The 26,147-nt window shown below is 70.6% G+C and carries 25 protein-coding genes, 1 tRNA gene and 1 other RNA gene; 18 read left to right on the top strand and 9 right to left on the bottom strand.

Translation table 11 applies throughout. The features are described from left to right. Positions 1–52 precede the first annotated feature (52 nt). Positions 53–607: a hypothetical protein gene (locus tag QSK15_RS28420; RefSeq protein ID WP_285797158.1), complete on the bottom strand. Its 555-nt coding sequence runs from the start codon at positions 605–607 to the stop codon at positions 53–55. 109 nt (positions 608–716) lie between these two features. Between QSK15_RS28420 and QSK15_RS28415 the strand changes: the two genes are divergently transcribed. The 6 genes from QSK15_RS28415 (at position 717) to QSK15_RS28390 (ending at position 4,524) form a co-directional block, all read left to right on the top strand. Beyond that, complete coding sequence (locus QSK15_RS28415) at positions 717–1,310, top strand: FG-GAP repeat protein (protein WP_285797112.1); 594 nt, start codon at positions 717–719, stop codon at positions 1,308–1,310. A 376-nt stretch (positions 1,311–1,686) separates the two neighbouring features. Further along, positions 1,687–2,124 carry a YbaB/EbfC family nucleoid-associated protein gene (locus QSK15_RS28410; RefSeq protein WP_285797111.1) on the top strand — a complete coding sequence of 146 codons (438 nt, stop codon included), beginning with the start codon at positions 1,687–1,689 and terminating at the stop codon, positions 2,122–2,124. A 4-nt stretch (positions 2,125–2,128) separates the two neighbouring features. Beyond that, positions 2,129–2,455 carry a type VII secretion target gene (locus tag QSK15_RS28405; protein ID WP_285797110.1) on the top strand — a complete coding sequence of 109 codons (327 nt, stop codon included), beginning with the start codon at positions 2,129–2,131 and terminating at the stop codon, positions 2,453–2,455. Continuing rightward, a complete protein-coding gene (locus QSK15_RS28400; RefSeq protein WP_285797109.1) occupies positions 2,452–3,153 on the top strand; it encodes a WXG100 family type VII secretion target in 702 nt (233 codons plus the stop codon). The genes QSK15_RS28405 and QSK15_RS28400 overlap by 4 nt, the downstream gene beginning before the upstream one ends. Before the next feature lie 10 nt (positions 3,154–3,163). Then, positions 3,164–3,865 (top strand): hypothetical protein, encoded by a 702-nt coding sequence (locus tag QSK15_RS28395; protein WP_285797108.1) that lies wholly within the window; start codon positions 3,164–3,166, stop codon positions 3,863–3,865. Next, complete coding sequence (locus QSK15_RS28390) at positions 3,862–4,524, top strand: pentapeptide repeat-containing protein (RefSeq protein ID WP_285797107.1); 663 nt, start codon at positions 3,862–3,864, stop codon at positions 4,522–4,524. The genes QSK15_RS28395 and QSK15_RS28390 overlap by 4 nt, the downstream gene beginning before the upstream one ends. A gap of 71 nt (positions 4,525–4,595) precedes the next feature. On the opposite strand, the gene QSK15_RS28385 is transcribed toward QSK15_RS28390, so the two are convergent. Next, positions 4,596–4,680, bottom strand: a tRNA-Ser gene (locus QSK15_RS28385). A gap of 82 nt (positions 4,681–4,762) precedes the next feature. On the opposite strand from QSK15_RS28385, the gene ffs reads away from it, so the two are divergent. Both ffs and QSK15_RS28375 read left to right on the top strand, forming a co-directional pair. Then, an RNA gene (gene ffs / locus QSK15_RS28380) (signal recognition particle sRNA small type) lies at positions 4,763–4,852 on the top strand. Between the two features lie 203 nt (positions 4,853–5,055). Then, positions 5,056–8,058: a DNA polymerase III subunit gamma and tau gene (locus QSK15_RS28375; protein WP_285797106.1), complete on the top strand. Its 3,003-nt coding sequence runs from the start codon at positions 5,056–5,058 to the stop codon at positions 8,056–8,058. A 59-nt stretch (positions 8,059–8,117) separates the two neighbouring features. Here the strand turns inward: QSK15_RS28375 and QSK15_RS28370 are convergent, their stop codons facing one another. Next, positions 8,118–8,789, bottom strand: coding sequence for a DUF998 domain-containing protein (locus QSK15_RS28370; protein ID WP_285797105.1), 672 nt, complete (start codon positions 8,787–8,789; stop codon positions 8,118–8,120). Between the two features lie 202 nt (positions 8,790–8,991). Between QSK15_RS28370 and QSK15_RS28365 the strand changes: the two genes are divergently transcribed. From QSK15_RS28365 to QSK15_RS28335, 7 genes are all read left to right on the top strand, one after another. Beyond that, on the top strand, positions 8,992–9,300 hold the full coding sequence (locus tag QSK15_RS28365; protein ID WP_030328137.1) for a YbaB/EbfC family nucleoid-associated protein: 309 nt from the start codon (positions 8,992–8,994) through the stop codon (positions 9,298–9,300). 8 nt (positions 9,301–9,308) lie between these two features. Beyond that, positions 9,309–9,902, top strand: a complete 594-nt coding sequence (gene recR, locus QSK15_RS28360) for a recombination mediator RecR (protein ID WP_285797104.1) — start codon at positions 9,309–9,311, stop codon at positions 9,900–9,902. Positions 9,903–10,213: 311 nt separating this feature from the next. Further along, the gene (locus QSK15_RS28355) at positions 10,214–11,875 is read left to right on the top strand and encodes an ABC transporter substrate-binding protein (protein WP_285797103.1); all 1,662 of its coding nucleotides are present in this window, start codon (positions 10,214–10,216) and stop codon (positions 11,873–11,875) included. Positions 11,876–11,960: 85 nt separating this feature from the next. Then, positions 11,961–12,965 (top strand): ABC transporter permease, encoded by a 1,005-nt coding sequence (locus QSK15_RS28350; protein WP_030328131.1) that lies wholly within the window; start codon positions 11,961–11,963, stop codon positions 12,963–12,965. Continuing rightward, on the top strand, positions 12,962–13,924 hold the full coding sequence (locus QSK15_RS28345; RefSeq protein ID WP_088987229.1) for an ABC transporter permease: 963 nt from the start codon (positions 12,962–12,964) through the stop codon (positions 13,922–13,924). Before QSK15_RS28350 ends, QSK15_RS28345 begins: the two co-directional genes overlap by 4 nt. Before the next feature lie 66 nt (positions 13,925–13,990). After that, positions 13,991–15,004, top strand: a complete 1,014-nt coding sequence (locus tag QSK15_RS28340) for an ABC transporter ATP-binding protein (RefSeq protein WP_279515343.1) — start codon at positions 13,991–13,993, stop codon at positions 15,002–15,004. A 76-nt stretch (positions 15,005–15,080) separates the two neighbouring features. After that, the gene (locus tag QSK15_RS28335; protein ID WP_285797102.1) at positions 15,081–16,193 is read left to right on the top strand and encodes an ABC transporter ATP-binding protein; all 1,113 of its coding nucleotides are present in this window, start codon (positions 15,081–15,083) and stop codon (positions 16,191–16,193) included. 26 nt (positions 16,194–16,219) lie between these two features. Here the strand turns inward: QSK15_RS28335 and QSK15_RS28330 are convergent, their stop codons facing one another. Both QSK15_RS28330 and QSK15_RS28325 read right to left on the bottom strand, forming a co-directional pair. After that, positions 16,220–16,609, bottom strand: a complete 390-nt coding sequence (locus QSK15_RS28330) for a hypothetical protein (RefSeq protein ID WP_210859008.1) — start codon at positions 16,607–16,609, stop codon at positions 16,220–16,222. Continuing rightward, complete coding sequence (locus tag QSK15_RS28325) at positions 16,603–17,241, bottom strand: HNH endonuclease family protein (RefSeq protein ID WP_285797101.1); 639 nt, start codon at positions 17,239–17,241, stop codon at positions 16,603–16,605. Before QSK15_RS28325 ends, QSK15_RS28330 begins: the two co-directional genes overlap by 7 nt. A 107-nt stretch (positions 17,242–17,348) precedes the next feature. Between QSK15_RS28325 and QSK15_RS28320 the strand changes: the two genes are divergently transcribed. Then, positions 17,349–18,842: an MFS transporter gene (locus tag QSK15_RS28320; protein ID WP_285797100.1), complete on the top strand. Its 1,494-nt coding sequence runs from the start codon at positions 17,349–17,351 to the stop codon at positions 18,840–18,842. Between the two features lie 30 nt (positions 18,843–18,872). On the opposite strand, the gene leuA is transcribed toward QSK15_RS28320, so the two are convergent. Together leuA and QSK15_RS28310 are read right to left on the bottom strand one after the other, a co-directional pair. Beyond that, a complete protein-coding gene (leuA, locus tag QSK15_RS28315) occupies positions 18,873–20,624 on the bottom strand; it encodes a 2-isopropylmalate synthase (protein ID WP_285797099.1) in 1,752 nt (583 codons plus the stop codon). Positions 20,625–20,860: 236 nt separating this feature from the next. After that, positions 20,861–22,132, bottom strand: coding sequence for an MFS transporter (locus QSK15_RS28310; protein WP_285797098.1), 1,272 nt, complete (start codon positions 22,130–22,132; stop codon positions 20,861–20,863). Between the two features lie 24 nt (positions 22,133–22,156). Between QSK15_RS28310 and QSK15_RS28305 the strand changes: the two genes are divergently transcribed. After that, on the top strand, positions 22,157–23,197 hold the full coding sequence (locus tag QSK15_RS28305; RefSeq protein ID WP_285797097.1) for an ArsR/SmtB family transcription factor: 1,041 nt from the start codon (positions 22,157–22,159) through the stop codon (positions 23,195–23,197). A 12-nt stretch (positions 23,198–23,209) separates the two neighbouring features. Here QSK15_RS28305 and QSK15_RS28300 read toward each other — a convergent pair whose 3' ends face one another. Both QSK15_RS28300 and QSK15_RS28295 read right to left on the bottom strand, forming a co-directional pair. Further along, positions 23,210–23,749 (bottom strand): nitroreductase family protein, encoded by a 540-nt coding sequence (locus tag QSK15_RS28300; protein WP_285797096.1) that lies wholly within the window; start codon positions 23,747–23,749, stop codon positions 23,210–23,212. Positions 23,750–23,833: 84 nt separating this feature from the next. Then, complete coding sequence (locus QSK15_RS28295; RefSeq protein WP_285797095.1) at positions 23,834–24,622, bottom strand: hypothetical protein; 789 nt, start codon at positions 24,620–24,622, stop codon at positions 23,834–23,836. A gap of 258 nt (positions 24,623–24,880) precedes the next feature. Between QSK15_RS28295 and QSK15_RS28290 the strand changes: the two genes are divergently transcribed. Next, complete coding sequence (locus QSK15_RS28290; RefSeq protein ID WP_279515351.1) at positions 24,881–26,146, top strand: aspartate kinase; 1,266 nt, start codon at positions 24,881–24,883, stop codon at positions 26,144–26,146. Position 26,147 lies beyond the last annotated feature (1 nt).

The following is a 26,147-nucleotide window of genomic DNA, read 5'->3' as shown; positions in this document are numbered from 1 at the left end:
TCCCCCAGTCCCCAACGGAACGGGAGCATTCAGGTTGCTGGCAGTGGCCGGATTACTGGTTTTCCCACTGCTCGACCAGCTCGTCCCAGTAGTCGGCGCTGAGCCGACGCCGCCCGTGCGCCAACCAGCCGTTGGTGTTCCGCTCCAGGTGCAACCCCAGTTCGGCGAACGGGTCGATCCAGGTACCGGGCTCGACGCCGAGTCGGGTCAGGGCCCCGTTGATCGGCCAGAGCGGGCGGGGCGCTTCCAACTCGTCGTCGAAGCACGGACCCCAGGACAGCTCCCCGCTCAACCACACCGCCGCCGACTGGTAACCGGAGCCAGCACCGAACTCCGCCTCCAGGTACGCCACCGGCCCCGACTGTGACCAACGGGTCAGCACCTCGACCAGGGCCGTGGACAGCACCAGGCCGAAGGGACACTCGGTGCTCCGGTCGTCAGTCGCGAAATCCGGCAACGACCCGGTCAGTTCGATCACCAACTGTGGGGTGACCGGCAGTAACGCGAAGTCCTGGCGCAGTTCGCCGAGGACCGCGTGGTCCAGCTCGGTGGTCTGCTCGCGGAGCAGTTCGGCGTCCGCGACCACCGCGCTGAGCTGGTAACTCATCAGTCCCCCGTCGTCCACAGGGTGTGGATAGAACATGTGTACGACGGCGGCGGGCTCCGCCGGCCCTCGGGACCGTACCCGCCGTCCGCGCTCACCCCCGAATCAGCCGATGTGGTTCGTCATCGCACTGTCCGTTCGCCTCGCCGGCCGCTCCGGCGGCCTGTCCAGCAGCGCGGTTCAGATCATCACCCAGCGTACGGCCGGTGTGCCGGACGATCCCGAGTCTGACGACCGCTTCGGTGGCGCGTTGGCGGTCGGCGACGTGACCGGCGACGGTAAGGCGGACGTGCTGGTCGGCGCCCCCGGCGAGGACATCGGCTCGCGGGTCGACGCCGGCAGCGCCACCCTGCTCAAGGGGTCCGCCGCAAGGCTGACGGGGGCCGGTGCGCAGGCGTTCGACCAGAACCACTCGGCCGTTCCCGACGGGTCCGAGCAGGGCGACAAGTTCGGTTCCGCCGTCGCGCTGCTGAACCTCAGCCGCGCCGCCGGGTTCGACGCCCTCGTGGCGTCCCCCGGGGAAGAGGTGAAGGGTGACCTCGCCGGTTATCCGTCCGGGGTCGTCGACCCGTTCCACGGCTCAGCCGGTGGGCTGGTACCGCAGAACAAGACGTGGAGCGGTCTGTCCGACCGGACGGCGATCGTCTGGCCCCAGCGCTTCGGTCTCCGGATCGCCGGGCCGCAGAGTGGCGGCCCGCTGTTCTGACTGCCCACGACCACGATCTTGCGCCCTCCCCTGTCGCGCCGGCCACGGTGCCGAGATCTTGGACAGTTTCCGTTCTGCGCGGACGGAAACTGTCCAAGATCTCGACGAAGTTGACGGGTTGGGGCGCATTCGGCCGCGCTGGGCCGAGGGCCGGCCGGAGGGGGCGGCGCTCGTCGGGCCGTGGGTCGCTCAGGCCCCAACGTCGACCTGCACCGGGCGAGCTTCGTTCAGGTGCGCCGGGCGGGTTGGTGACGACGGCGCGCCGGGGTCGTGGCGCCCGACAAGAGTTGCCGCGTCCCAGGTGGACGGTCGTGGAGGCGTCCTCATGTTAATCTCGCTCAGCTAAGCATGATCACCTTGAACGACCGAGGGACACATGACGGCCGACGTTCCGCACGCGGGAGGGCTGCTGGACCCCGGCGGTGCCATGGATCGGCTCGCCGAGTGGAAGGGTCGCCTCGACCAGCTGGCCACCGCCACCGACGCGATGAGCGAGCGCATCCAGGAACTGCGGGTGACGGTCGCCGACGGCAACGGGTTGGTGGAGGTCACCATCGACTCCGTCGGCGCGCTCGTCGACCTGCACCTGGGGCAGCGGGTCCAACGGGTCGCCCCCGATGTCGTCGCCCGGACGATCATGACCACGATCGCTACGGCCAAGCGGCAACTGGCCGACCGCGCTCAGGAGATCATCAGCGACACCCTGGGCACCGATTCGCCTGCCGCGCGGGCGATCGCCGAACGCGTCGGGCAGCAACTGCGTGACGCCGAGCCCGCGGTCGGTGGCCCGGACGAGCAGCACGGCCGGTGGTGACCCGGTGAGCGGCGGGTTCGAGGTCGACGCCGAACAGATCCGCCAGCACGCACGCAACATCGAGGCGTTGCGCGCCCGCTTCGGCGCGGTCAAGAACGCCAGCGCGCACATCACCCAGGACGACGCCGCGTACGGGCTGTTGTGTGGGTGGATCTCCGGGATCCTGGAGGGCCGGCACACCCGGCAGGACGAGCTGATCGCGTACGCCGAGGAGAACCTGGCCCTGGTCGTGAAGGGGCTGGGCACGACCGCCGACAACTACGACAACGCCGACGTCGACTCCGACAACACGATCCGCAAGGTGGGCAGCCAACTGGACCCGGCGTCATGACCGACGCCTCGCTGATCGCCGACGTCCAGTCGACCCGTAAGCCCTGGACCGGCGCGGCCGCCGCGGACAGCTTCCAAGGTCTGGTCGACGCCATCCACAGCGAGGGTTGGGTCGACGACCTGCTGGCTGGTGCGGCGTTCGGCGTCGAGGCCGTCGCGACGGTGCTGGATCCCTTCAGCGCTTTGCTCGCCAACGGGCTGGGCTGGGCGATGGAGTACTTCGAACCGCTGCGCGAAATCCTCGACCAGCTCACCGGCATGCCCGACGTGGTGACCGCGCACGCGGCGACCTGGAACAACATGGCCGCCGAACTGGAGAGCATGGCCACCGACCTCAAGACCAGCCTCGGGGTGGACCTGCCCGGCTGGCAGGGGCAGGCCGCCACGGCGTACCAGACGTTGATGGCGCACAACGTCACCGGGATCGACGCGTTGAGCGGCATCTCCGCCGCGATGGCCGCCGCCACCCAGGCCGCCGGGAACCTGGTGGCGTTCACCCGCGATATCGTCCGCGACCTCATCGCCGACCTGGTGGCGCGGGTGATCGTGTGGGCCGTCGAGGCGATCTTCGTGGTCACCATCCCGGCGATCGCCGCGTCGATCGTGGCGGCAGTCGTCAAGTGGGGTGGGCGCATCCTGACGTACGTCGGCGCACTGATCTCCAGCCTCACCAACCTGTCCAAGCTGCTGAACGGCTAGGGCGAAGGCGATGGCGAAACCCAGGACGCCCCCAGGCGGGAACGGTGACGGCGGAACCACGTCGCGGCCGGGTGACGGCGACAGCGACATCCCGGGGCAGCGGCGACGCAGTTCCAGCGAGGTGCCCGAAACCGTCACCGGCGGGCAGGACTTCGCCGCCGAGGAGTTCAAGCTCGGGCGGCCGGGCGGCGAATCCGGCGACCCAACAGGTCGCCCGTCCGGCGGGGACGACGGATACCAGAGCCCCAAGCCCGGCACCCCCGAGTACGAGCGGCGGCTGGAGGAACTCGCCGCCGACCCGGCCCACAACGGCAACATCAGCGCGAAGTCCCGGATCGAGGCCGAGGTCGGGCTCGCGGCCGAGGCGGACGGCAAGATCCCCGGGCCGATCCAGCGGGCCGAACTCGACAACTCGGATCCCGCATTTCAGAAGGACCAGGGCGAGTTCATCGATTCCAACGGGGAGAACTGGGACGTCAAGTCCCCCAATGATTTGTTCCCGGCCGGGCGGCGGGCTGGTGAGCCGATGCCCGAGGGTATGAAGGGTCGCTACGATGGCGAGGAGTTCGAGCAGAAACTCGCCGACGAGGTCGCTGGTGGACAGAACGTCATTCTCAACACCCGGAGCCTGTCGCCGAGTGCGTTGGCCGATCTCAAGGCGCGGGTCGCTGGTCGACCGGAGTGGGACGGCAAGGTGGTGTTCGACAAATGAGTAGATACAAGCGGACCAGCGGTGACGTGATTCGCTGGCCGGACAGCCCCGACGCGCGGGAAGCGCTGGAGGAGTGGTTCGCCGACGCTTCGGCCACCGCGTACCTGTCCGGGGATTTTCTGGATTTTCGCGGTGCGGACCTCAGCCGTCTCGACCTGGCCGGCGCCTATCTCGCCAATTCGCATCTGGTCGGCGTCCGATTCGAGGAGGCCAACCTCGGCGACGCCAACCTGAGCAACGCCGAGTTGCAGGGCGCTGATTTCTCGTTCGCCGACCTGGCCAAGGCGGAAATGGTCGGTTGTTCGGCCGGTAATGCGCTGTTCCGGTCGGCGCGGCTGTTCGCGGTGCAGCTCGACGACGCCGTTCTGGAAGGGGCGGATCTCCGGCACGCGATTCTCAATTCCGCCAAGCTCTACAAGACCGACCTGCGTGGCGCCAATCTTGAGCTGGCCAGTCTGCGCTGGAGCACGCTCGGCAGCACGGGCATGCCGACGGTGCTGACCGGCGCGCGGATGTTCGGCAGCCAGTTCGAGGGCGCGAAGGGTGCCGTCGTCGGTCCGGTCCTCGTCGACGAGGGGGCGACCCGGTCCGTTGGCGGCGCCGAGCTGGAGGCGTGGTTCTCCGGGCAGGGCGCGGAGCACGTCCAGGTGGTCGGCTGACGCCACCGCACAGACGACTCAGGGCCGGTCCCCGTCGGGGCCGGCCCTGTCGTTGGTGCTGCTCAGGCGAGCGGAGGATACGAGATTCGAACTCGTGAGGGTGTTAACCCAACACGCTTTCCAAGCGTGCGCCCTAGGCCTCTAGGCGAATCCTCCGCGAGCCAGGATACAGGCCCCGCTCGGCCGGGCCACCCCACCACCCCCTGAAGATCGACGGGCGGTCGGGTAGGCTGGGCGTCACCTCCCGTGCGGCGGTATCTCGTGAACCTCCCCAGGGCCGGAAGGCAGCAAGGATAAGCGAGCTCTGCCGGGTGCACGGGAGGCCTTTTTGTCTGTGGGCTGGTTGATCCACTCGACATTCATGATGTCGCGGTGTCCCGGCCCCACGGACACCGCGGTTTCCAGGAAGCCGAGTCGATCAAGGCAGGAAGCCGAGTCGATCAAGTCCGTAGGCCCGGGCGCCGCGGCGGGGTGGGTGGTCACCCGCGCCCGACCGGCGCAGAATGGCTCGGTCGAGAGGAGGCGGGACGAGTGACGCTGGCGCTCTACCGCAAGTACCGGCCACGTACCTTCGCTGAGGTCATCGGTCAGGAGCACGTGACCGAGCCGCTGTCGCAGGCGCTGCGCAGCGGACGGCTCAACCACGCCTACCTCTTCTCCGGCCCACGCGGCTGCGGCAAGACCTCCAGCGCCCGGATCCTGGCCCGGTCGCTCAACTGTGAGCAGGGCCCCACCCCGGAGCCGTGCGGCAAGTGTGAGTCCTGCCGCTCGCTGGCCACCGACGGCGCCGGTTCGATCGACGTGATCGAGATCGACGCGGCCAGCCACGGTGGTGTCGACGACGCCCGTGAGTTGCGCGAGCGCGCCTTCTTCGCGCCGGCCAGCAGTCGCTTCAAGATCTACGTCATCGACGAGGCGCACATGGTCTCGACCCAGGGCTTCAACGCCCTGCTCAAGCTGGTCGAGGAGCCTCCGGAGTACGTCAAGTTCATCTTCGCCACCACTGAGCCGGAGAAGGTCCTCGGCACGATCCGGTCGCGGACCCACCACTACCCGTTCCGGCTGATCCCGCCGAAGGTGCTCCGCCCGTACCTGGAGCAGCTCACCCAGGCCGAGGGCGTCGCCGTCGAACCGGCGGTCTTCCCGCTGGTGGTCCGCGCCGGCGGCGGCAGCGCCCGGGACAGCCTCTCCGTACTCGACCAGCTCATCGCCGGGGCCGGCCCGGAGGGGGTCACCTATGCCCGGGCCGCCGCGCTGCTCGGGGTCACCGACGCCGCGTTGATCGACGAGATGTGCGACGCGCTGGCCGCCGGTGACGGCGCCGCCGCGTACGCCACCGTCGACCGGGTCGCCGAGGCCGGTCACGACCCGCGCCGGTTCGCCTCCGACCTGCTGGAACGGCTGCGCGACCTGATCGTGCTCCAGCAGGTGCCGGACGCCGCCGCGAAGGGCCTGATCGACGGCCCGGCCGACCAGATCGAGCGGATGGCCGCCCAGGCCTCGCAACTCGGCCCGGCCACGCTCTCCCGTTGCGCCGACATCGTGCACGACGGCCTGGTGGAGATGCGCGGCACCACAGCGCCCCGCCTGCTGCTGGAGCTGATCTGCGCCCGGATGCTGCTGCCCGGCGTGGACGACTCCACCGGCGGCCTCCTCCAGCGCCTGGAACGGATGGAACGCCGGCTCACGGTGGGCGGCACCGACGCGCCGTCGGCAGCCGCCGGCTCCGCGCCCGCCAACCACCCAGGGGTACGCCCACAGCCAGCCACCCCGGTCCCGGCTGCCGCCACCCCCGCGAACGCCCCGACCTCCGCACCGCCGTGGGAGGTCGACCCGGCCGCGCCACCGGCCCGGGGCGCTGCGGCCCCGGGTGCTCCCGCGCCGGCCACCGGCGCACCCGCCTCCGGTGCTCCCGTCTCGGGTGCTCCGACCTCGTACGTGTCGACGGCCGACTCGCCGATCCCGGCGTCCCCGGGTGCGTCGACCGGCTCGGTCGCTGCTGACCCGACCGTCCCCGTCTCGCCCGCCGGGCCGGCCCCGCGTCGCGTGGTGCCACCGTCGGCGGTGCTTCCCGACCCGGCCACGCCCGCGCCGCCCCGCCCGGGGGCACCGGCTCCCGCGCTGGACGCCGTCGCGGTGCGCCGCGTCTGGCCCGACGTGGTCGGCAAGGTCAACCGGACCAACAAGCGGATCGCCGCCCTGATGCGGGACGCGGTGGTCCGTGAACTCGACGGCGACATGCTGGTCCTGACGGTGAAGTCCACGGTGCTGGCCAAGATGATGGCCGACCACGCGGCGGTGCTCACCGACGCGCTCTACGAGGAGTTGGGCGGGCGCTGGCAGATCCGGTGCGAGGTGGCCGGCGAGCGCGGTGGCACGTCGCTGTCCGGCCCTCCGCGCTCGCAACCCGCCGCCCCGGCCCGCCCCGCAGCCGCGCCCGCCGCGACCCCGCCCGCCGCCGGCCCGACGAGCGCGCCGCCAGCCGTGCCGGGCTCGAACGCCGCCCCTGGATCGAACCCCGCGTCAGGCTTCGACCCCGCGTCAGGGCCGAACACTGCGCCGGGCTTCAACCCCGCCTCCGGCTCGAACGCTGCGCCGGGCTCCCACCCCGCGCCGAGCCTGAACCCCGCGTCAGGCCCCAACGCTGCGCCTGGCTCGAACTCCGGGCCAGGTATCAGCGCAGCGGCTGGCACGAACGCGCCAAGTGCGAACGCCGCCGGGCCGGGGACTGGGACACCCGGCGACCCGAGCGGCGCTGCCGGCCCGGCTTCGCGGGGCGGTGTCGGTGCGGGTAGCGGTGGTCACGGTGCAGGTCGCCAGGGTGCGGTGCCGTCCGCCCCGGCGGCGGACGACGAGGGCGACTGGCCGGAGGCGGCCCGCCCCGGCGGCGGTGCCCCCGTCGCCGAGGCGACGGATGACGAGGACTGGCCGGAGGCCGCCCGCCCCGGCGGCGCGTCGGCCGGCAGCGGGTCGAGCCCGGACGGCTCCCAGCCCGCGTCGGCGTCAACCGGCGCGAACGGTGGCGGCACCAACGGCAGCGCTGTGAACGGCACCGGCACCAACGGCACCGGCACCAACGGCGGCGGCGCGAACGGTGGCGGACCCGGCGGTTCGGGTGGTCCCGGGGCGGCGGCCGGTGGCGCTAGGCCGGACGGGCGGGGTAACCCGACACCGGCGGCCCGGCAGCCAGCGACAGCCGGTGGCGCACCGGTGAGCAGCGCCATCGCCGCGGCTCGCGCGGCGGCGGCGGGGCGCGGTGCGCGTACCGGAGCGGCAGCCCGGCCCATCGCGGACGCCGAATGGGCCGGCGAGCCGCCCTACGACCCGGACTTCGACGGTCCGACGCGAGCCGGCCGGCCCGGCGGCGCGGCACCGGCGGCGACCCCGGTCTATGAGGGGTTCGACCCTGGCGACGAGCCGTTGGACGAGATCATCGACGAGAAGACCGCGCGGGAGTCGAGCGAGGAGCAGGCGGTGCGGCTGCTCCGGGAGACCTTCGGCGCCGAGAAGATCAACGAAGTCGACGCCCGCTAGCCCCGCCCCCGGCTCGTCGATCTTGCAGTTTCGGTTGTCGGAATGGGCAGAATGCCCTCCTATGTCCGCGCAGAAAGTGCAAGATCGCGCAGGGGAGGGGGTTCGGCCAGGAGGACTCCGAGGCAGCAGGCCCAGAGGGGGAAGGGTAGGACGGCTATTCGTTCCATGCCGCCTACCCCGATTCCCAGGCCCTGCTGGGCGGCGAACAACGTCGTCCCGGCCAGTGCGACGAGCCCCGCGGTGAGGGTGAGCCGTCGGTACCGGCCGAGCGTCGTGCCGCCCGGGGCGAAGCCGGCGAGAACCAGACCGACGTTGCCCAGGCCCATGATCAGGAATGCGCCGAGGACGTGCAGGTTCTCGTCGACGTCGGCCGGGTAGCCGGCCGCGAGGGCGTAGCCGCCGGTGGCCAGCAACAGGAGGGTCTGGGCCGAGCGCACCACTGGGCCGCGGCCAAGGATCCGGCAGGTCAGCAGGAGCCCGACGGCGAGCAGTACGGCGGTGGCAAGGGTCGCGGTGTTCATCAGTGGGTGCCACGGCGAGCAGACGTAGCGGGGGCGGGTGGTGTCCCAGTTGCCGCAGTGGACGTTGCCGAGGTCGCTGATGTTGTGGGTGGCCCAGCTGTAGGTCGGCTCGCGCCAGCGCAGCCCGGTGACCAGACTGGCGACGAGAAAGACGGGCGCGGCCGCCAGCCAGCACAGCGCGCCGACCCGGCCGGTACGGGTGAGGTTCATACCCCGAGCAGACCAGTGCGACGGCTCTGGGTGCACTACCACCAGATGGCCGGTTCGGGGTAGGGGTAGCCGTACCCGCAGCGCCCGGCGTGGGCGGACGCTCCGGGCGGGGCGAGGTCGGTCCCAGCGGATAGGCTGAGCGGCGGTCGAGCAGACGAGTGCGAGAAGGAGCCATCCCGTGCGCCCAGGTGGACAGCCGAACATGCAGCAGATGCTGAAGCAGGCGCAGAAGATGCAGCAGCAGATCGCCGCCGCGCAGGCCGAGCTGGCCGAGGCCGAGCTGACCGGCACCGCCGGTGGCGGGTTGGTCACCGCGACCGTCTCCGGTTCCGGTGAGCTGAAGGCCATCAAGATCGACCCGAAGGCCGTCGACCCGGAGGACGTGGAGACGCTGGAGGATCTGGTCATCGCGGCCGTGCACAACGCCGCCGAGGCGGCCCGGGAGTTGACCGAGCGCAAGATGGGCCCGGTCGCCGGCGGCATGGGCGGCCTCGGCCTGCCCGGTTTCTGAGCCGGCAGATGTACGAAGGTGCCATCCAGGATCTGATCGACGAGCTGGGTCGGCTGCCGGGCGTGGGTCCGAAGAGCGCTCAGCGGATCGCGTTCCACGTTCTCTCGGCGGATCCGGCCGACGTCAACCGGCTGGCCGGCGCGCTGCGCAAGGTCAAGGAGCTGGTCCGGTTCTGCACCACCTGCTACAACGTGGCCGAGTCCGAGCAGTGCCGGATCTGCCGCGACCCGCGCCGCACCGACGAGGTGCTGTGCGTGGTGGAGGAGCCCAAGGACGTGGTGGCCATCGAGCGGACGGGTGAGTTCCGCGGTCGCTACCACGTGTTGGGCGGTGCGATCAATCCGCTGGAGGGGATCGGTCCGGACAATCTGCGCATCCGGGAGCTGATGATCCGACTCGGTGGCGGCGGGGTGCGGGAGCTGATCCTGGCCACGGACCCGAACACCGAGGGCGAGGCGACAGCGACCTACCTGGCGTTGATGGTGAAGCCGATGGGCGTCTCGGTGACCCGGCTGGCCAGCGGGTTGCCGGTCGGCGGCGATCTGGAGTACGCCGACGAGATCACCCTCGGTCGCGCCTTCGAGGGGCGTCGCGCGGTCTGACCCTGACGTACGACCGGTGGCCGGCACCCGGGTGGGTGCCGGCCACCGCTGTGTCCCTGCCCGGAAATGATCTGACACCTGTGCCCTCATCGGGGCTGTTCGACGTAACAGTTTGGCATCGCGGGTGCTGATTGATCGGTTTTGGCTGCCGTTTGCCTACGAATCGAATGTCAAGCGGCGGTTGAGGCACGATCCGATACCAACAGTCCACCCGGCGGTTTCCGGCTGGTCGTATCGGGAGCTATGGTCACCGCCATCGGTGACCCCTGTCACCACGTTGTCCGTACCCCCAAGGACGAGGTGAAGCACACATGCGTGCACCCAGGCCGAAGGTCGCGATCGCGGCCGTCGCGGTCGCGGCCCTCGCGGTAGCAGGCTGCGCCGAGAGCAACCGCGACGACAAATCCGGTGGAAGCAAGAAGGACACCCTCGTCTTCGGCGTCGCCGGAGACCCGAAGGTGCTCGACCCGAGCTTCGCCAGCGACGGTGAGTCGCTGCGTGTGGCGCGTCAGGTCTTCGAGACCCTGGTCCGACCGGAGGAGGGTGGCACGAAGGTCACCCCCGGCCTGGCCGAGTCCTGGACCCCGGACGCCGCCGGCACCACCTGGACCTTCAAGCTCCGCTCGGGCGTGAAGTTCCACGACGGCACCGACTTCAACGCCGAGGCCGTCTGCGTCAACTTCAACCGCTGGTACAACGCCAAGGGCCTCATGCAGAGCCCGGACGTCACCGCGTACTGGCAGGACGTCATGGGCGGCTTCGCCAACAACGAGAACGCGGACCTCCCGCCGAGCCTCTTCAAGTCGTGCACCGCCAAGGACGCGACCACTGTGGACCTCTCGTTCACCCGGGTCTCCAGCAAGATCCCGGCCGCGCTGATGCTCCCCTCGTTCTCCATCCACAGCCCGAAGGCGCTGCAGGAGTTCGACGCCAGCAACGTCGCGGGCACCGCCGAGGACATCAAGTACCCGGCGTACGCGACGGAGCACCCGACCGGCACCGGCCCGTTCAAGTTCAAGGCCTGGGACGTCGCCAACAAGACGCTGACCCTGGAGCGCAACGAGGACTACTCGGGCCCCAAGGCCAAGCTGAAGACCCTCATCTTCAAGACGATCTCGGACGAGAACGCCCGCAAGCAGGCGCTGCGCTCCGGCGACATCCAGGGCTACGACCTGGTCGGCCCGGCCGACGTCGAGCCGCTGAAGTCCGAGGGCTTCAACATGCTCACCCGCCCGGCGTTCAACGTGCTCTACCTGGCGATCAACCAGAAGGGCAACCCGAAGCTCGCCGACCTCCGGGTCCGGCAGGCCATCGCGTACGCCCTCAACCGGGAGCAGCTCGTCACCTCCAAGCTGCCGCCGGGCGCCAAGGTCGCCGACAACTTCATGCCGGACACCGTCGAGGGCTGGAACGGTGACGTCACGAAGTACACCTACGACCCGGCCAAGGCGAAGGCGCTGCTGGCCGAGGCCGGCGCGTCGAACCTGACGCTGAAGTTCCACTACCCGACCGAGGTCACCCGGCCGTACATGCCGAACCCGAAGGACATCTTCGAGTTGCTCTCGGCGGATCTGAAGGCCGTCGGCATCACCGTCGAGGCCATCCCGCTGAAGTGGAGCCCGGACTACCTGAACGCCACCACCTCGGGTAGCAAGCACGACATCCACTTCCTGGGCTGGACCGGTGACTACGGCGACGCCTACAACTTCATCGGCACCTTCTTCGACCGGCCGAAGGACGAGTGGGGCTTCAACAACAAGGCCCTGTTCGACCAGTTCAAGGACGCGGACACCACCGCCGACATCGCGGCCCGGACCGAGAAGTACAAGGCCCTGAACAAGTCCGTGATGGACTTCCTGCCCGGTGTGCCGATCTCGCACTCGCCGCCGGCGATCGTGTTCGGCAAGGACGTGACCGGCGTCAAGGCGAGCCCGCTCACCGACGAGCGGTTCTCCACCGCCGAGTTCAAGTAAGTCCTGATCTGACGCAGCAAGGAACGCGGGCGGGCGCTGTCGCACAGCGCCCGCCCGCAACCCTCCGCACCCCTTCGAGGCCGCCGTGTTCCGGTTCATCGTCAGGCGCCTGCTTCAGCTGATACCCACGCTGTTCGGGCTCTCCCTCCTGCTCTTCATCTGGCTCCGCCGTCTCCCCGGCGGCCCCGAGACCGCCATCCTCGGCGAGCGCGGCACCCCCGAGATGCGGGCCGCGATCCGTCGCAACATGGGGCTCGACGAGCCCATCCTGGTGCAGTACGGCCGTTTCGTACGGCGGATGATCAAGCTCGACCTGGGCACCTCGACCTCCACCAAGCGGGCGGTCACCACGGAGTTCATCGAGCGCTTCCCCGGCACCGTCGAGCTGACCATCACCGCGATGATCATCGCGATCGGTGTCGGCATCCCGCTGGGATACCTGGCCGCCCGTCGTCGTGGCCGCTTCCTGGACCACGCGTCAGTGGGCGGCTCGCTGATCGGCATCTGCATCCCGGTCTTCTTCCTGGGCTACGTGCTCAAAGCGATCTTCTCGGAGAACCTGCACTGGTTCCCGTCCAGCGGTCGGCAGGACCCGACGCTCGGGGCGACCCGGGTGACCAACTTCTTCGTCCTCGACGGGTTGATGACCCGGGAGTGGGACGCCGCAGCCGACGCCCTCTGGCATCTGGTGCTGCCCGCCATCGCGCTGGCCAGCATCCCGCTGGCGATCATCGTCCGGATCACTCGGGCGAGCGTGCTCGAGGTGCTCAACGAGGACTTCGTACGCACCGCCGAGGCGAAGGGCCTGACCGAGCAGACGGTCCGTCGCCGGCACGTCCTGCGCAACGCCATGCTGCCGGTGGCCACCTCGATCGGTCTGCTCGCCGGTGGCCTGCTCTCCGGCGCGGTGCTGACCGAGACCGTCTTCGCCTTCAGTGGCATCGGAGCGTTCGTCGCCGAGGCCATCGGCCAACGCGACTATCCGGTGCTGATGGGCTTCATCCTGATCATCGCGGTGGTGTACGTGCTGGTGAACCTCCTGGTTGATCTCTCCTACAGCTTCATCGACCCGAGGGTGAGGGTGCGATGACCCTCAGCCCGGGCAAGAAGCGCGAAAAGATCGACCGGCTCTCCGAACTGGCCGCCCGCGACGACGAGCGGGGTGTCAGCCTCTGGCAGGAGGCGTTCCGCCGACTCCGGAGCAACCCGGCGGCGATCGTCGGCGCGGTCATCCTGGCGATCTTCGTGTTGGTCGCGGTGCTCGGCCCGTTCCTCGTGCCGTACGCGCCGACGGACACGATCGGTATCCGGGAAGGGCTGATCAAGCCGGGTGTCATCCCCGGCCCCGACGGCGACCACTGGTTCGGCTACGACCACCAGGGCCGTGACGAGTTCAGCCGGATGATCGTGGGTGCCCGGCAGACCCTGCTGGTCGGCGTGGTCTCCACCCTGATCGGTCTGGCGATCGGCGCGCTGATCGGTGGCATCTCCGGCGCCGCGGCCGGTCTCGGTGGCCGGTGGGGGCGGTGGGTCGACACCACCCTGATGCGCTTCATCGACATGCTGCTGGCGATGCCGAGCCTGCTGCTGGCGGTGAGCATCGCCGCCCTGCTCGGGGCCAGCCTGACCACTGTGATGATCGCTGTCGGTGTGGTCTCGGTGCCGGTGTTCGCCCGGCTGCTGCGCGGCTCGATGATCTCGCAGGCCAACAGCGACTACGTGCTGGCGGCGACCTCGCTCGGCGTCAAGAAGTCGAAGATCGCGCTGACCCACGTGGTGCCCAACTCGCTCGCCCCGGTGATCGTGCAGGCCACCCTGACCCTGGCCACCGCGATCATCGAGGCTGCGGCGCTCTCCTTCCTCGGTCTGGGCAACCCGGACACCGCCGTACCGGAGTGGGGCGTCATGCTCGCCGACGCGCAGCAGTACCTCGGCATCCGGCCGTCGCTGGCGATCTACCCGGCGGTCGCGATCATCATCACCGCGCTCGGCTTCACCCTGCTCGGTGAGGCGATGCGTGAGGCCCTCGACCCGAAGCTGCGGAAGTAGGCCCGGTATGTGTGAAGCGCGAGGAGTGAGCTTGCGAGCCCCGCAGTCGCGAACGGAGGGCCGGTAATGGCACTGCTCGAAGTTGAAGATCTCTCCGTCACGTTCGCCCGCCGCGGTCAGCGGGCCGTGCACGCCGTCGACGGCGTGTCCTTCTCGGTCGACGCCGGTGAGGTGGTCGGCCTGGTCGGTGAGTCCGGCTGCGGCAAGAGCGTCACCTCGCTCGCGATCATGGGTCTGTTGCCCAAGCAGCCGGGCCTGCGGGTCGGAGGCAAGGCCGTCTTCGACGGCACCGACCTGCTCCAGCTCGACGACCGGTCGCGGCGGGACATCCGGGGTCGGGACATCGCGATGATCTTCCAGGATCCGCTCTCCTCGTTGAACCCGGTGATCCCGATCGGGTTGCAGGTGACCGAGGTGCTCACCCGGCACCGGGGGATGAAGGGCGAGACCGCGGCGAAGGAGGCGGCGGCGCTGCTCGACCGGGTCGGCATCCCCGACCCGAAGCGGCGGCTGAAGGAGTACCCGCACCAGCTCTCCGGTGGGATGCGCCAGCGTGCGCTCATCGCGATGGCGGTGGCCTGCCAGCCGCGGCTGCTGATCGCCGACGAGCCGACCACCGCGCTCGACGTCACCATCCAGGCCCAGATCCTGGAGCTGCTCAAGGAACTGGTCCGGGACTCCGGCACCGCGCTGTTGATGATCACGCACGATCTGGGCGTGGTGGCCGGTATGTGCGACACCGTCAACGTGCTCTACGGCGGCCGGGTGGTGGAGACGGCCCGCCGTCGTCCGCTGTTCCGTCAGCCGCGCCACCCGTACACGGTGGGTCTGCTCGGTTCGGTGCCGCGTCTGGACGCCGGGCGGGGCGAGAAGCTCAACCCGATCCCTGGTTCGGTCCGCGACCTGCTGCCCTGGCCGGACGGTTGCGCCTTCGCCCCGCGCTGCGCCCGCCGCACCGACGAGTGCGTGGGTGAGCCGCCGGAGCTGGTGCACGCGCACGACGGACGTAGCTACCGGTGCGTCAACCCGGAGCCGGTGCCGGGCACGGTGCCCGCCCCGCGCGAGGAGGAATCAGCGTGAGCGAGCGTAGCGAGCGAACCATCAGGCACAGCAGCGTGGCGTCTCGGGCCGGCGCGGAGCGAAGCGGAGTGCTGGCGTGAGCGAGCGTAGCGAGAACGACGTCCTCGTCGAGGTGCGCGACCTGAAGGTGCACTTCCCGATCAAGCGGGGAGTCCTCTTCGACCGGGTGGTCGGCCAGGTGAAGGCTGTCGACGGGGTCGACCTGAGCATCGCGCGGGGCAAGACGTACGGCCTGGTGGGTGAGTCCGGTTGCGGCAAGTCCACGTTGGGTCGGGCGCTGCTCCAGCTCACCCCGCCAACCGCCGGTGAGGTCAGCTTCGACGGTGTCGAATTGACCACGCTGCCGGCCGGCAAGCTGCGCGGCATGCGTCGCCGGATGCAGATGATCTTCCAGGATCCGATGTCCAGTCTCGACCCGCGGCAGAACGTCGAGTCGATCCTGACCGAGGGCCTGCAGACCCACGGGATCGGCACCGACCGCACCGACCGTCGACGGATCATCGGCGAGACGCTGGACGCGGTCGGGCTGCCACGCTGGGCGTTGTCCCGCTACCCGCACGAGTTCTCCGGCGGGCAGCGGCAGCGCATCGGCATCGCCCGCGCGCTGGTCCTCGGGCCGGAGCTGATCGTCGCCGACGAGCCGGTCTCGGCGCTCGACGTGTCGATCCAGGCCCAGGTGGTCAACCTGCTGGACGAACTCCAGGACAGCCTGGGGCTGACCTACCTGGTGATCGCGCACGACCTCGCCGTGGTCCGGCACATCTCCGACACGGTCGGCGTCATGTACCTGGGGGCGTTGGTCGAGGAGGCGCCGAGCGACCGGCTCTACAACGAGCCGCTGCACCCGTACACGCGGGCGCTGATGTCCGCGGTGCCGGTGCCGGACCCGGACGTGGAGGACCGCCGGGAGCGGATCCTGCTCGCCGGTGACCTGCCATCGCCGGCCAACCCGCCGTCCGGCTGCCGCTTCCACACGCGCTGCCCGTGGGCGCAGCCCACCCGCTGCGGCGACGAGCGACCGGTGTTGCGGGAGATCGGTGGCAGCCGGGTGGCGTGTCACTTCGCCGAGCAGATCGCCAGTGGCGAACTGCGCCCGCACGGGGTCAGCGCGCAGATCGTCCGGCCCGAGGGCGAGGGGGACGCGCCGGGCGTGGTCTCCGCGCCCACCGAGCCCGGTTCGTACGTCTGAGTCGCTGGACGCGGTGCCGGCGGTCGTCAGCCCTCGGGGCGGTTCAGCAGCCCCACCGCGACGCCGTGCACCGCGTCCAGCCCGGCCGGGTCGGCCAGTGTGACCGACGTGCCGGTCACCGCGTACCACTCGTCCGCGTCCTTGTACTGCACCCGCACTGTGACCTTGCCGTCCGCGTACTCGGTGCGCAGCGTCAGGTCACCGGTGACGACGCCGACCTCGTCGGTCATCACGCCGCCCGGGCCGGGCACGATGTCGGTGGTGCGGCTCTGCGGGCCGGCCGCGCCGCCGGAATCCGCGACCATGCCGGCACCTGGCACGGCGGCGGGAGTCTCGGCGGTGCCGTCGGCGGTCATGCCGGCGGCGGACGGGACGCCCTCCCCGGCGGCGGTCACGATTCGCTCCCCACTCAACAGCCCTCCAACATGTCGGTCAGTGCGGCCTTCTCGGCGGTGGTCACCGTCAGCCGCCAGTAGTGCTTGACCGTCACCCAGTCCTGGGCGTATTTGCACCAGTACGATCGGTTTGCCGGCTTCCACTGGGACGGGTCCTGGTCACCCTTTGCCCGGTTCGACGAGGCGGAAACCGCGAACAGTTGCGGACGGGTGGTGTCGTTGGCGAAGTCGCCGCGCTTCGCGTTGTCCCACTCGTCGGCACCCGAGCGCCACGCGTTGGCCAACGGCACCATGTGGTCGATGTCCACGTCGGAGGGATCCGAGAAGCTGCGACCGTCGTACACGCTCTCCCAGCGCCCACCGACCACGTTGCAGCCGGATAGCTTCACGTCCTTGCCGTCGCGCTGGAGGATGCTGTCCCGGATGTCGCAGTTCTTGCCGGTGTCCCGCCAGTGCGGGAAACGGTCCCGGCTGTAGCCCTTCATCGAGCCGGCGGTAGCGACGGTGAGCTCGCTCAACTGCTCCACGGCGTTGCCGCCGTCACTCGGCGGCGGTGTGGCCGGCTCATCCGGCGGGACGCAACCGGCCACGCCGAGCGCCAGCGCCGCGGCAAGCGCAGCCACCGCCGCTCGCGGTCCTGATCTGGTACGCACAGACGACACCTCTCCAGCTTGGGGGCTCCCGGCGATTGCGCACAGTACCCGGGAACGGTTTCGGCGTTTCGTGGCGTCTCCCACATGATGCAAGGCAGATTGGTGGGATGACCGCACCCGTGCCGGCGTCCGCCCTCCGGATGGGCACCACCGCCGGCCGGGGCACGCTGCTCGCCGCCGTACTCGCCTCTGGCATGGTCTTCCTCGACAGCACCGTCGTCAACGTGGCGCTGCCGAAGCTCGGGCAGGATCTCGGCGCGAACGTCGCCGATCTCCAGTGGACCATCAACGGCTATCTGCTGATGCTGGCGGCGTTCGTGCTGCTCGGCGGTGCGCTGGGGGACCGCTTCGGCCGGCGACGAATCTTCCTCATCGGCGTGGTCTGGTTCACCGCCGCCTCCGTGCTCTGCGGGCTCGCCCAGGACACCGGTTGGTTGATCGGAGCGCGGTTCCTCCAGGGTGCCGGCGGCGCGCTGCTCACGCCCGGGTCGCTGTCGGTGCTCCAGGCGAGCTTCCACCCCGACGACCGGGGCCGCGCGATCGGTGCCTGGGCCGGGCTGTCCGGCGTGTCCACCGCGCTGGGCCCGTTCATCGGCGGCTGGCTCATCGACGCGCTCTCCTGGCGCTGGATCTTCTTCCTCAACCTGCCGATCGCCGTGCTGGTGCTGCTGGCCGCACTGCGCTGGGTGCCGGAGAGCCGGGACGAGAGCGCCTCCCGGACCGAGGGACGGGACCAGACCCGACGTCGGTTCGACGTCGCCGGAGCCCTCCTCGGAGCGCTCGCGCTCGCCGGCGTCACCTACGCCCTGATCGACGCGCCAGCTCGCGGGTTCGACTCCGCAGAGGTGCTGATCGCGGCAGCGGTCGGTGTGCTCGCCGCGGTGGCCTTCGTGCTGCTGGAGCGGCGGCGTGGCGACGCCGCGATGCTGCCCACCGGGCTGTTCAGCAGCCGACTCTTCTCGGTGCTGAACCTCTTCACGGTGGTCGTCTACGCGGCGCTCGGCGGCTTCACCTTCTTCTTCGCCGTCTACCTGCAGAACGTGGTCGAGTGGTCGGCCTTCCGCACCGGCATCGCGTTGCTGCCGATGACGCTGCTGCTGTTGGTCGGGTCGGCGCGGGCCGGCGCGCTGTCGGCGCGGATCGGCCCGCGCCTGCCACTCGCCGTCGGACCGGTGATCGCCGCAGTCGGTCTACTGCTGCTGCGCGGCGTCGGACCGGGCGCGTCGTACTGGCGCGACGTGCTGCCCGGCGTGCTGCTCTTCGGCATCGGGCTGACCCTGGTGGTGGCACCGCTGACCGCGTCGGTGCTGGCCGCCGTGCAGGACCGGTTCTCCGGGGTCGCCAGCGGCTTCAACAACGCCGCGTCCCGTGCCGGCGGCCTGCTCGCGGTGGCGGCGCTGCCGCTGCTGGTCGGTCTCTCCGGCGGCGGCTACGAGCAGAAGGCCGACCTGACCGACGCGTACCGCGCGGCGTTGGCCTGGTGCGCGGGGCTGCTGCTGGCCGGCGCGGTGCTGGCCCTCGTGCTGGTCCACCGACCGCCCCGGGAAGCCCCGCCGTCGCAGCCCTGCCACTCGCTGCCCGCCGCCACGCCCCCGAGGTAGCGAACCACCTCGGGGACGCGACGCCTGGGATCAGCGACGTGCGCGGTTGACGGCGCTGGTGACCGCCTTGATCGACGCGGTGACGATGTTGGCGTCGGTGCCGACACCCCAGACCGTCTTCCCGTCCACCTCACACTCCACGTACGCGGCCGCCTGCGCGTCACCGCCGGAGGAGAGCGCGTGCTCGTGGTAGTCGAGCACCCGTACGCCCACGTCGACCGACTGCAGCGCGTTGACGTACGCGTCGATCGGGCCGTTGCCGACTGCGGCGAGGGACCGCTGCTCGCCGCCCACCCCGACCCGGGCCTCGATCTCGACCTTGCCGTCCGCCGTGCCGATCGTGTAGCCGGCCAGCCGGACCGCCGGGTCGGGCTGGTGGTCGAGCAGGTAGTGCGTCGCGAAGATCTCCCACATGGCGGCCGGGTCGACCTCGCCGCCGTCGTGATCGGTGACCTGCTGCACCACCCCGGAGAACTCGATCTGGAGCCGGCGCGGCAGGTCCAGCTGGTGCTCGCTCTTCATGATGTACGCGACGCCGCCCTTGCCGGACTGCGAGTTGACCCGGATCACCGCCTCGTAGGTGCGGCCCAGGTCCTTCGGGTCGATCGGCAGGTACGGCACCGCCCAGGTGTGCTCGTCCACCGGCACGCCGGCCGCCTTCGCGTCGGCGGCGAGGGCGTCGAAGCCCTTCTTGATGGCGTCCTGGTGGGAGCCGGAGAAGGCGGTGTAGACCAGGTCGCCCGCGTACGGGTGGCGCTCGTGCACCGGCAGCTGGTTGCAGTACTCGACCGCTCGCCGGATCTCGTCGATGTTCGAGAAGTCGATCATCGGGTCGATGCCCTGGGAGAAGATGTTCAGCCCCAGGGTCACCAGGTCGACGTTGCCGGTGCGCTCACCGTTGCCGAACAGGCAGCCCTCGATCCGGTCCGCGCCGGCCAACAGGCCCAGCTCGGCGGCGGCCACGCCGGTGCCCCGGTCGTTGTGCGGGTGCAGGCTCAGCACCACGCTGTCGCGGCGCGGCAGGTGCCGGTGCATCCACTCGATCGAGTCGGCGTACACGTTGGGGGTGGCCATCTCGACGGTCGCCGGCAGGTTGATGATCAGCGGCCGGTCGGGGGTCGGGTCGATCACGTCGATCACCCGGGAGCAGACCTCCAGCGCGTACTCCAGCTCGGTGCCCGTGTACGACTCCGGCGAGTACTCGTAGAAGATCTCGGTGTCCGGGGTGTGGATCTCCGCGTACTTCTGGCAGAGCCGCGCGCCGGTGGTGGCGATGTCGGCGATGCCGTCCTTGTCCAGGCCGAAGACCACCCGCCGTTGCAGGGTGGAGGTCGAGTTGTAGAAGTGCACGATGGCCCGCTTGGCGCCGCGCAGGGACTCGAACGTCCGGTCGATCAGGTGCTCCCGGCACTGGGTGAGCACCTGGATGGTGACGTCCTCGGGGATCATGTCCTGTTCGATGAGCTGCCGGACGAAGTCGAAGTCGGTCTGGCTGGCCGACGGGAAACCGACCTCGATCTCCTTGTAGCCCATTTGGACCAGCAGCTGGAACATCCGGCGCTTGCGCTCCGGCGACATCGGGTCGATCAGGGCCTGGTTGCCGTCCCGGAGATCTACCGCGCACCAGCGCGGCGCGGCCTCGACGGTTCGGGTGGGCCAGGTGCGGTCCGGCAGGTCGACCCGGAACTGCTCCTGGTAGGGCTGGTAGCGGTGGTACGGCATCCGGCTGGGGCGTTGCCGGGCGAACGGATCGGATTCGGCGTCGGTGACAGGTTGAGCCATCTCAGAGTGCTCCCTGGAACATGTGGCGTCAGCAGATCGGAAGGTGTCGGCGGATGCCGGGCGACGATGCGCGGCGGTGCCGAGAGGAAACTCAGATGTGCTGGACGGCGCGATGCGACTCCGCGACGAGGTGCCGGCCGGTCAGGCCTCGTCGCGGCGGCTAAGGAGGAGCAGCGCCTGCCACATGACCAGGTCACCCTACGTGATGGAACGGGGGGTGGAAAGGCCGGTCCGGACTATGGGACCGAGGTCATCGCCGGCTCCGGGGCCTGGGAACCCAGCCTCGGGGTCCGCCCGGCCCAGGCCACCACGGGTACGATCGCCAGCCCGACCAGCACGAAGATCGCTGCGGCCGGTAACCATCCCCACCCGCCGGTGGTCACCCCGAGCGCGGTCAGTCCCGCCGGAGCGATCAGATACTGCACCTGGGAGCCGAGCCGGAACGCCCCCACGTACGCGCCGCGCTGGTCGGCCGGCGGCAGGGTGGCGGTGAGCCCCCAGGCGCCCGCCGACTCGATCAGCTCGGCCAGGATCAGCAGCGTCGCGGCGGCCACCAGCACCACCACGGTGAGCATGCCCCGGGTGAGCCCGGAGATCGGCAGAACCAGGCAGAACAGGGCGATCAGCAAAGCGCCCCGGCGAGACGCCCGTGCCGCGCCCGCGGCGGTGTCGGCGCCCCGGCTGGCGCGTACCTGGAGCAGCACGATCAGGACCGTGTTGAGCAGCACCAGAGCGGCGATCACGGTCTTCGGAGCGTCGGTGTGGGTGAGGATCCAGAGCGGCATCACCGTCAGGTAGAGCGTCTGGTGCGCGGTGAGCAACCCGGAGAGCAGGGACACCGCCATGAACGGACGGTCCCGCAGCACGGCGAGCCGGCTCATCGGCTCCGCCGCTCGGGCGACCTGCGGCAGCCGGGGCAGTCGCCGCACGAACAGGGCCGTCACCAGGAAGACCGTCGCGATGAACCAGACCATTCCCCGGTACGCCTCGATCGTGTCCACCGCCAGCACCACGCCGCTGAGCACCGCGCCGAGCCCGAAGCCGACGTTCAACAACGAGCGCTGGTAGGCCATCGCCGTGACCCGTTCGGCCGGGGCGAGTGCGTTTATCGAGTAGACCTGTATGGCCACGCCGCTCGCGGCTTCCACGGCGGCCAGCGCCACCACCACGGCGAGGAATCCGGCGAAGCCGCCCACGAACGGGTACGTCGCGAAGAGCGCGGCGTTCAGCACCAGCCCGACCAGCCAGACCCGCTGCGGCCCGTACCGGTCGGTGAGCCCACCCAATGGCACGGTGCCCAGTAGCGACACCCCTGCCGCGATGGACAGCCCCAGTCCGACCTGGGCGGCGCTCAGCCCGAGTGCCCGGGTGAAGAACACGGCGCTGCCGGCGTGGAACAGGCCGCTGCCGATGGCGTAGACCATGGCCTGCACGGCCAGCGCTCGGGTCAGCCCGGCCGGCGGTACGACGTGGTGGACAACGGTGCGAATGGTGTCTCTGGCCCCCATGGCCGGTGAGTGAACCGTGCCCCCATGACGGTGGTCGAGTCTTTTAGGCTCAACCGAATCCTGCTCCCTGGGGGGTACGTGTCCGAGTTGCGGTTCAACGTGGCCGACGTGGCGGGAGTGCGGCTCGCCGTGTCGCCGGTCAACGAGACGGTCATGAGCATGTGGGCGCTGGCCAGCCCGGTTCACTACGCGGTGCACCTGCCCTGGATCGACCGTGCCCGGGTGACCCTGCGTCGTCCCGAGGTGGCCGCCCGGGTCCGACCGCTCGTGGAGCTGGCCCGGCCGCGTTGCTGGCTGCCCGACTTCCTCACCCCGGCGGCCCGGCCGAACGTGGAGATGGCTGAGCAACTCGAACAGATCGCCGCCACGCCGCCGGGCGTGGTGGTCCAGGACCTGCTGGCGACCACCCCGCGCCGGCCGCTGGGTACGTTCGGGCGGGCGCTGCTCGCCGACCCCGGTGGGCTGCTGCCGCAGCTCGTCGACGCGGTGCGGGTCTGGTACGACGAGGCGATCGCCCCGGACTGGTCACGGATGCAGGCCCTGCTCGACGCCGATGTGACGTACCGGGCCGCCCAGCTGGCCGAGAACGGCGCCGGCCGGTTCTTCGAGCAGCTGCACCCGAGCCTGCGCTGGCTCGGCGACCGGGTGGTCAGCGACGACCCGTTCGAGCGGGACTTCGACCTACGGGGTCGCGGGCTGGCGCTGAACCCGACGGTGTTCGGCGGGCGGAGGGTGCTGTGGAACCTGCTGGAGGATTCGCTGCCGGCCGGCGCGTATCCGGTCCGAGCGGTCGGGACGCTCTGGGAGGCGACCGCGCCGCCGCCGGGGGACCCGCTGGCGCGGGTGGTCGGCCCCGGCCGGGCCGTGCTGCTGCACCGGCTCGACACGGCGGCCACCACCACCGACCTGGCCCGACTCACCGGGATGTCCGCCGGGAACGTCTCCCAGCACCTGACCGCGCTGCACGCCGCCGGCCTGGTCAACCGGTCCCGACAGGGCCGGCACGTGCTCTATCGCAACACCGAGGCCGCAGCGGTCCTGCTGCGCGCCAGCCGCGGCGGGTAGCCGGCTGACCGGTCAGCTGAGCAGCAGGTCGGCCAACGGTCGGCGGCGGCGCAGGCCGGTCTCCTCGGCGACGAGGTCCGCCGGCAGGCTGAGCGGGTCGCCGAGCTGCCCGACGACGAGCACCGCGTACGGCCGCACGTCGGTGGGAAGGTGCAGGTCGGCGGAGAGCCCGCCGCGGTCCACTGTCAGCACCTGCCGGACGTGCAACCCCAGCGCGGTGGCCTGCACGGTGAGGTGGGCGACCGCCTGGCCCAGGTCGTACGCGATCCCGTCGGCCGGTGCGGCGTCCGGGTCGACGTGCGCGGCGAGCAGCAGCGCGGCGGCCCGGTGCGCCCAGCGCTGGTCGCGCTCGGTCAGGTTGACCAGGATGCGCTTCCAGGTGTCGTCGTTGCGGTAGCCCACGGTGAACCGCCAGGGCTGGCGGTTGCCCAGGGAGGGTGCCCAGCGGGCCGCCTCCAGCAGGGAGGACGCGTCGGCCGCGCTCAGCTCCGCGGTGGGGTGGAACGCCAGCGGACTCCAACGGTAGGCGAGTAGCGGGGTGAGATCGGCCATAAGACGGATCGTCCCGTATGGGTGATTCGTCGCTCTGGACGGGGTGGCGAAATGTGGGCAAGAGCACCCGTAACGGGACGAAGATCAGGGCGTTCCCGCGCTCGGGCTCTCCGACGGGTCCGGGGTCGGCGGCGCCGCGGTGTCGAGCGGCTCCCGGTCGACCACCACCGGGCCGGCCAGTTGCACGGTGGCCGGTGCCGGGGCAGGGGCAGCGGCCAGCCGCAGCGTCCCCGCACCGGTCCGGACGCCGGTCGGCGTGCCGTCCCGGTCGTAGCAGTAGATGCCCACGTCCAGCGGGGCGTTGAGCGACGCCGAGGTGGATTCCACCGAGTAGCAGGTACCGGTGACACCCTCGGGCGCGGTGGCCGGGGCGACCGCCAGCGGGGCACGTCGGTCGGTGAGCACATCCAGCCAGTCGGTGAGCGGGTGCTGCACCCGGGGGTCCAGCCGGCGCGGCACCGCGTCGTCGCGGTCACCCAGACGTACGCAACTCGCCGACTCGGCGTGACCGGCCGACGGCAGCGCGCACTGGAACAGTCCGTCGGCCGTGCTGGCCATCGAGACATCGGCGGTACCGCCCAACGCGCCCCCCGGCACGTCGACTCGCCAACTGCCGTCGTTCGCGCTGGTGAAGACGATGGTCCGGTCCGGTTGACCAGGCCGGCTGTACACGTACTGCGCCACCAGGTGGCGGTCCTGAGCCGCCGCGGCCAGCGCGGCCAACTCGTCCCACGCGGCGTCCACCTGGACCGGCGCGGCATCGGCGGGTGGTGGAGCCGGTGGCTGCTCACTGGTGCAGGCGGCCAGGAGCGTCGGTAGGGAGAGGACGAGCGGCCCGAGCACGCGGCCGGCCGAGCGGAGGAGGACGGGCACCGGCCCATTCTGGTGGGTGCGGGCGATCGGTGGGCGCCGACGCGTACCACGCTCGTCCCGGCGTGTCGGGTGGGCCGTTCCCGCGTACCGCCCGACCTGGTGGGACCGGCCCGGCCGGCGGCCGGCGGGCCGGATGGTGGGATCACCTGACCCGGCGTCGTTACCCGCCGGATACCCTCAAGGGGTCTGACACGCGCCGCCGGCCCCGGTTCCGGCGGCGTCGGCACGCTCAGGGTCGCTGGGAGGGAGTGCACCGTCGTGGCACTCGTGGTGCAGAAGTACGGCGGGTCCTCCGTCGCCAACGCCGAGCGGATCAAGCGGGTGGCTGAGCGCATCGTCGCCGCCCGCAAGGCCGGCGACGACGTGGTGGTGGTGGTCTCCGCGATGGGTGACACCACCGACGAGCTGCTCGACCTGGCCAACCAGGTCAGTCCGCTGCCGCCGGGCCGCGAACTGGACATGTTGCTCACCGCCGGGGAGCGGATCTCCATGGCCCTGCTGGCCATGGCCATCCACAACCTGGGGTACGAAGCCCGCTCGTTCACCGGTTCGCAGGCCGGCGTGATCACCACCTCGGTGCACGGCCGCGCCCGGATCATCGACGTCACCCCGGGGCGGCTCAAGGGCGCGCTCGACGAGGGTTCGGTGGTCATCGTGGCCGGCTTCCAGGGCGTCTCGCAGGACACCAAGGACGTCACCACGCTGGGTCGGGGCGGTTCGGACACCACCGCCGTGGCGCTCGCCGCCGCCCTGCACGCCGACGTCTGCGAGATCTACACCGACGTGGACGGCATCTTCACCGCCGACCCGCGGATCGTGCCCAACGCCCGGCACATCAAGGACATCACCTACGAGGAGATGCTCGAGCTGGCCGCGTGCGGCGCGAAGGTGCTGCACCTGCGTAGCGTGGAGTACGCCCGCCGGGCGGGGTTGCCGATCCACGTCCGTTCGTCATACTCGACCAACACCGGCACGATGGTCACCGGATCGATGGAGGACCTTTCCGTGGAGCAGGCACTGATCACCGGGGTCGCACACGACCGCAGCGAGGCCAAGATCACGATCGTCGGGGTGCCCGACGAGCCCGGTGCCGCCGCGCGGATCTTCGACACCGTCGCCGGTGCCGAGATCAACATCGACATGATCGTGCAGAACGTCTCCACCGAGGGCACCGGCCGGACGGACATCTCGTTCACCCTGCCCAAGGCCGACGGCCCGACCGCGATGGCCGCGCTCAGCAAGATCCAGGAGCCGGTCAAGTTCAAGGGCCTGCTCTACGACGACCACGTCGGCAAGGTCTCGCTGATCGGCGCCGGCATGCGCTCGCACCCCGGTGTGGCAGCCGGCTTCTTCGCCGCGCTCGGCGCGGCCGGAGTCAACATCGAGATGATCTCCACCTCCGAGATCCGGGTCTCCGTCGTCTGCCGGGACACCGACCTCGACGCCGCCGTCCGCGCCATCCACGACGCGTTCGAGCTGGGCGGCGACACCGAAGCCGTGGTCTACGCGGGGACGGGTAGGTAGC

Origin of the sequence: Micromonospora sp. NBRC 107095, from assembly GCF_030269705.1 — a bacterium.
Lineage (GTDB): Bacteria > Actinomycetota > Actinomycetes > Mycobacteriales > Micromonosporaceae > Micromonospora > Micromonospora parva.
The sequence above is the reverse complement of the archived record's forward strand: the minus strand, read 5'-3'. Positions and strand labels throughout refer to the sequence as shown.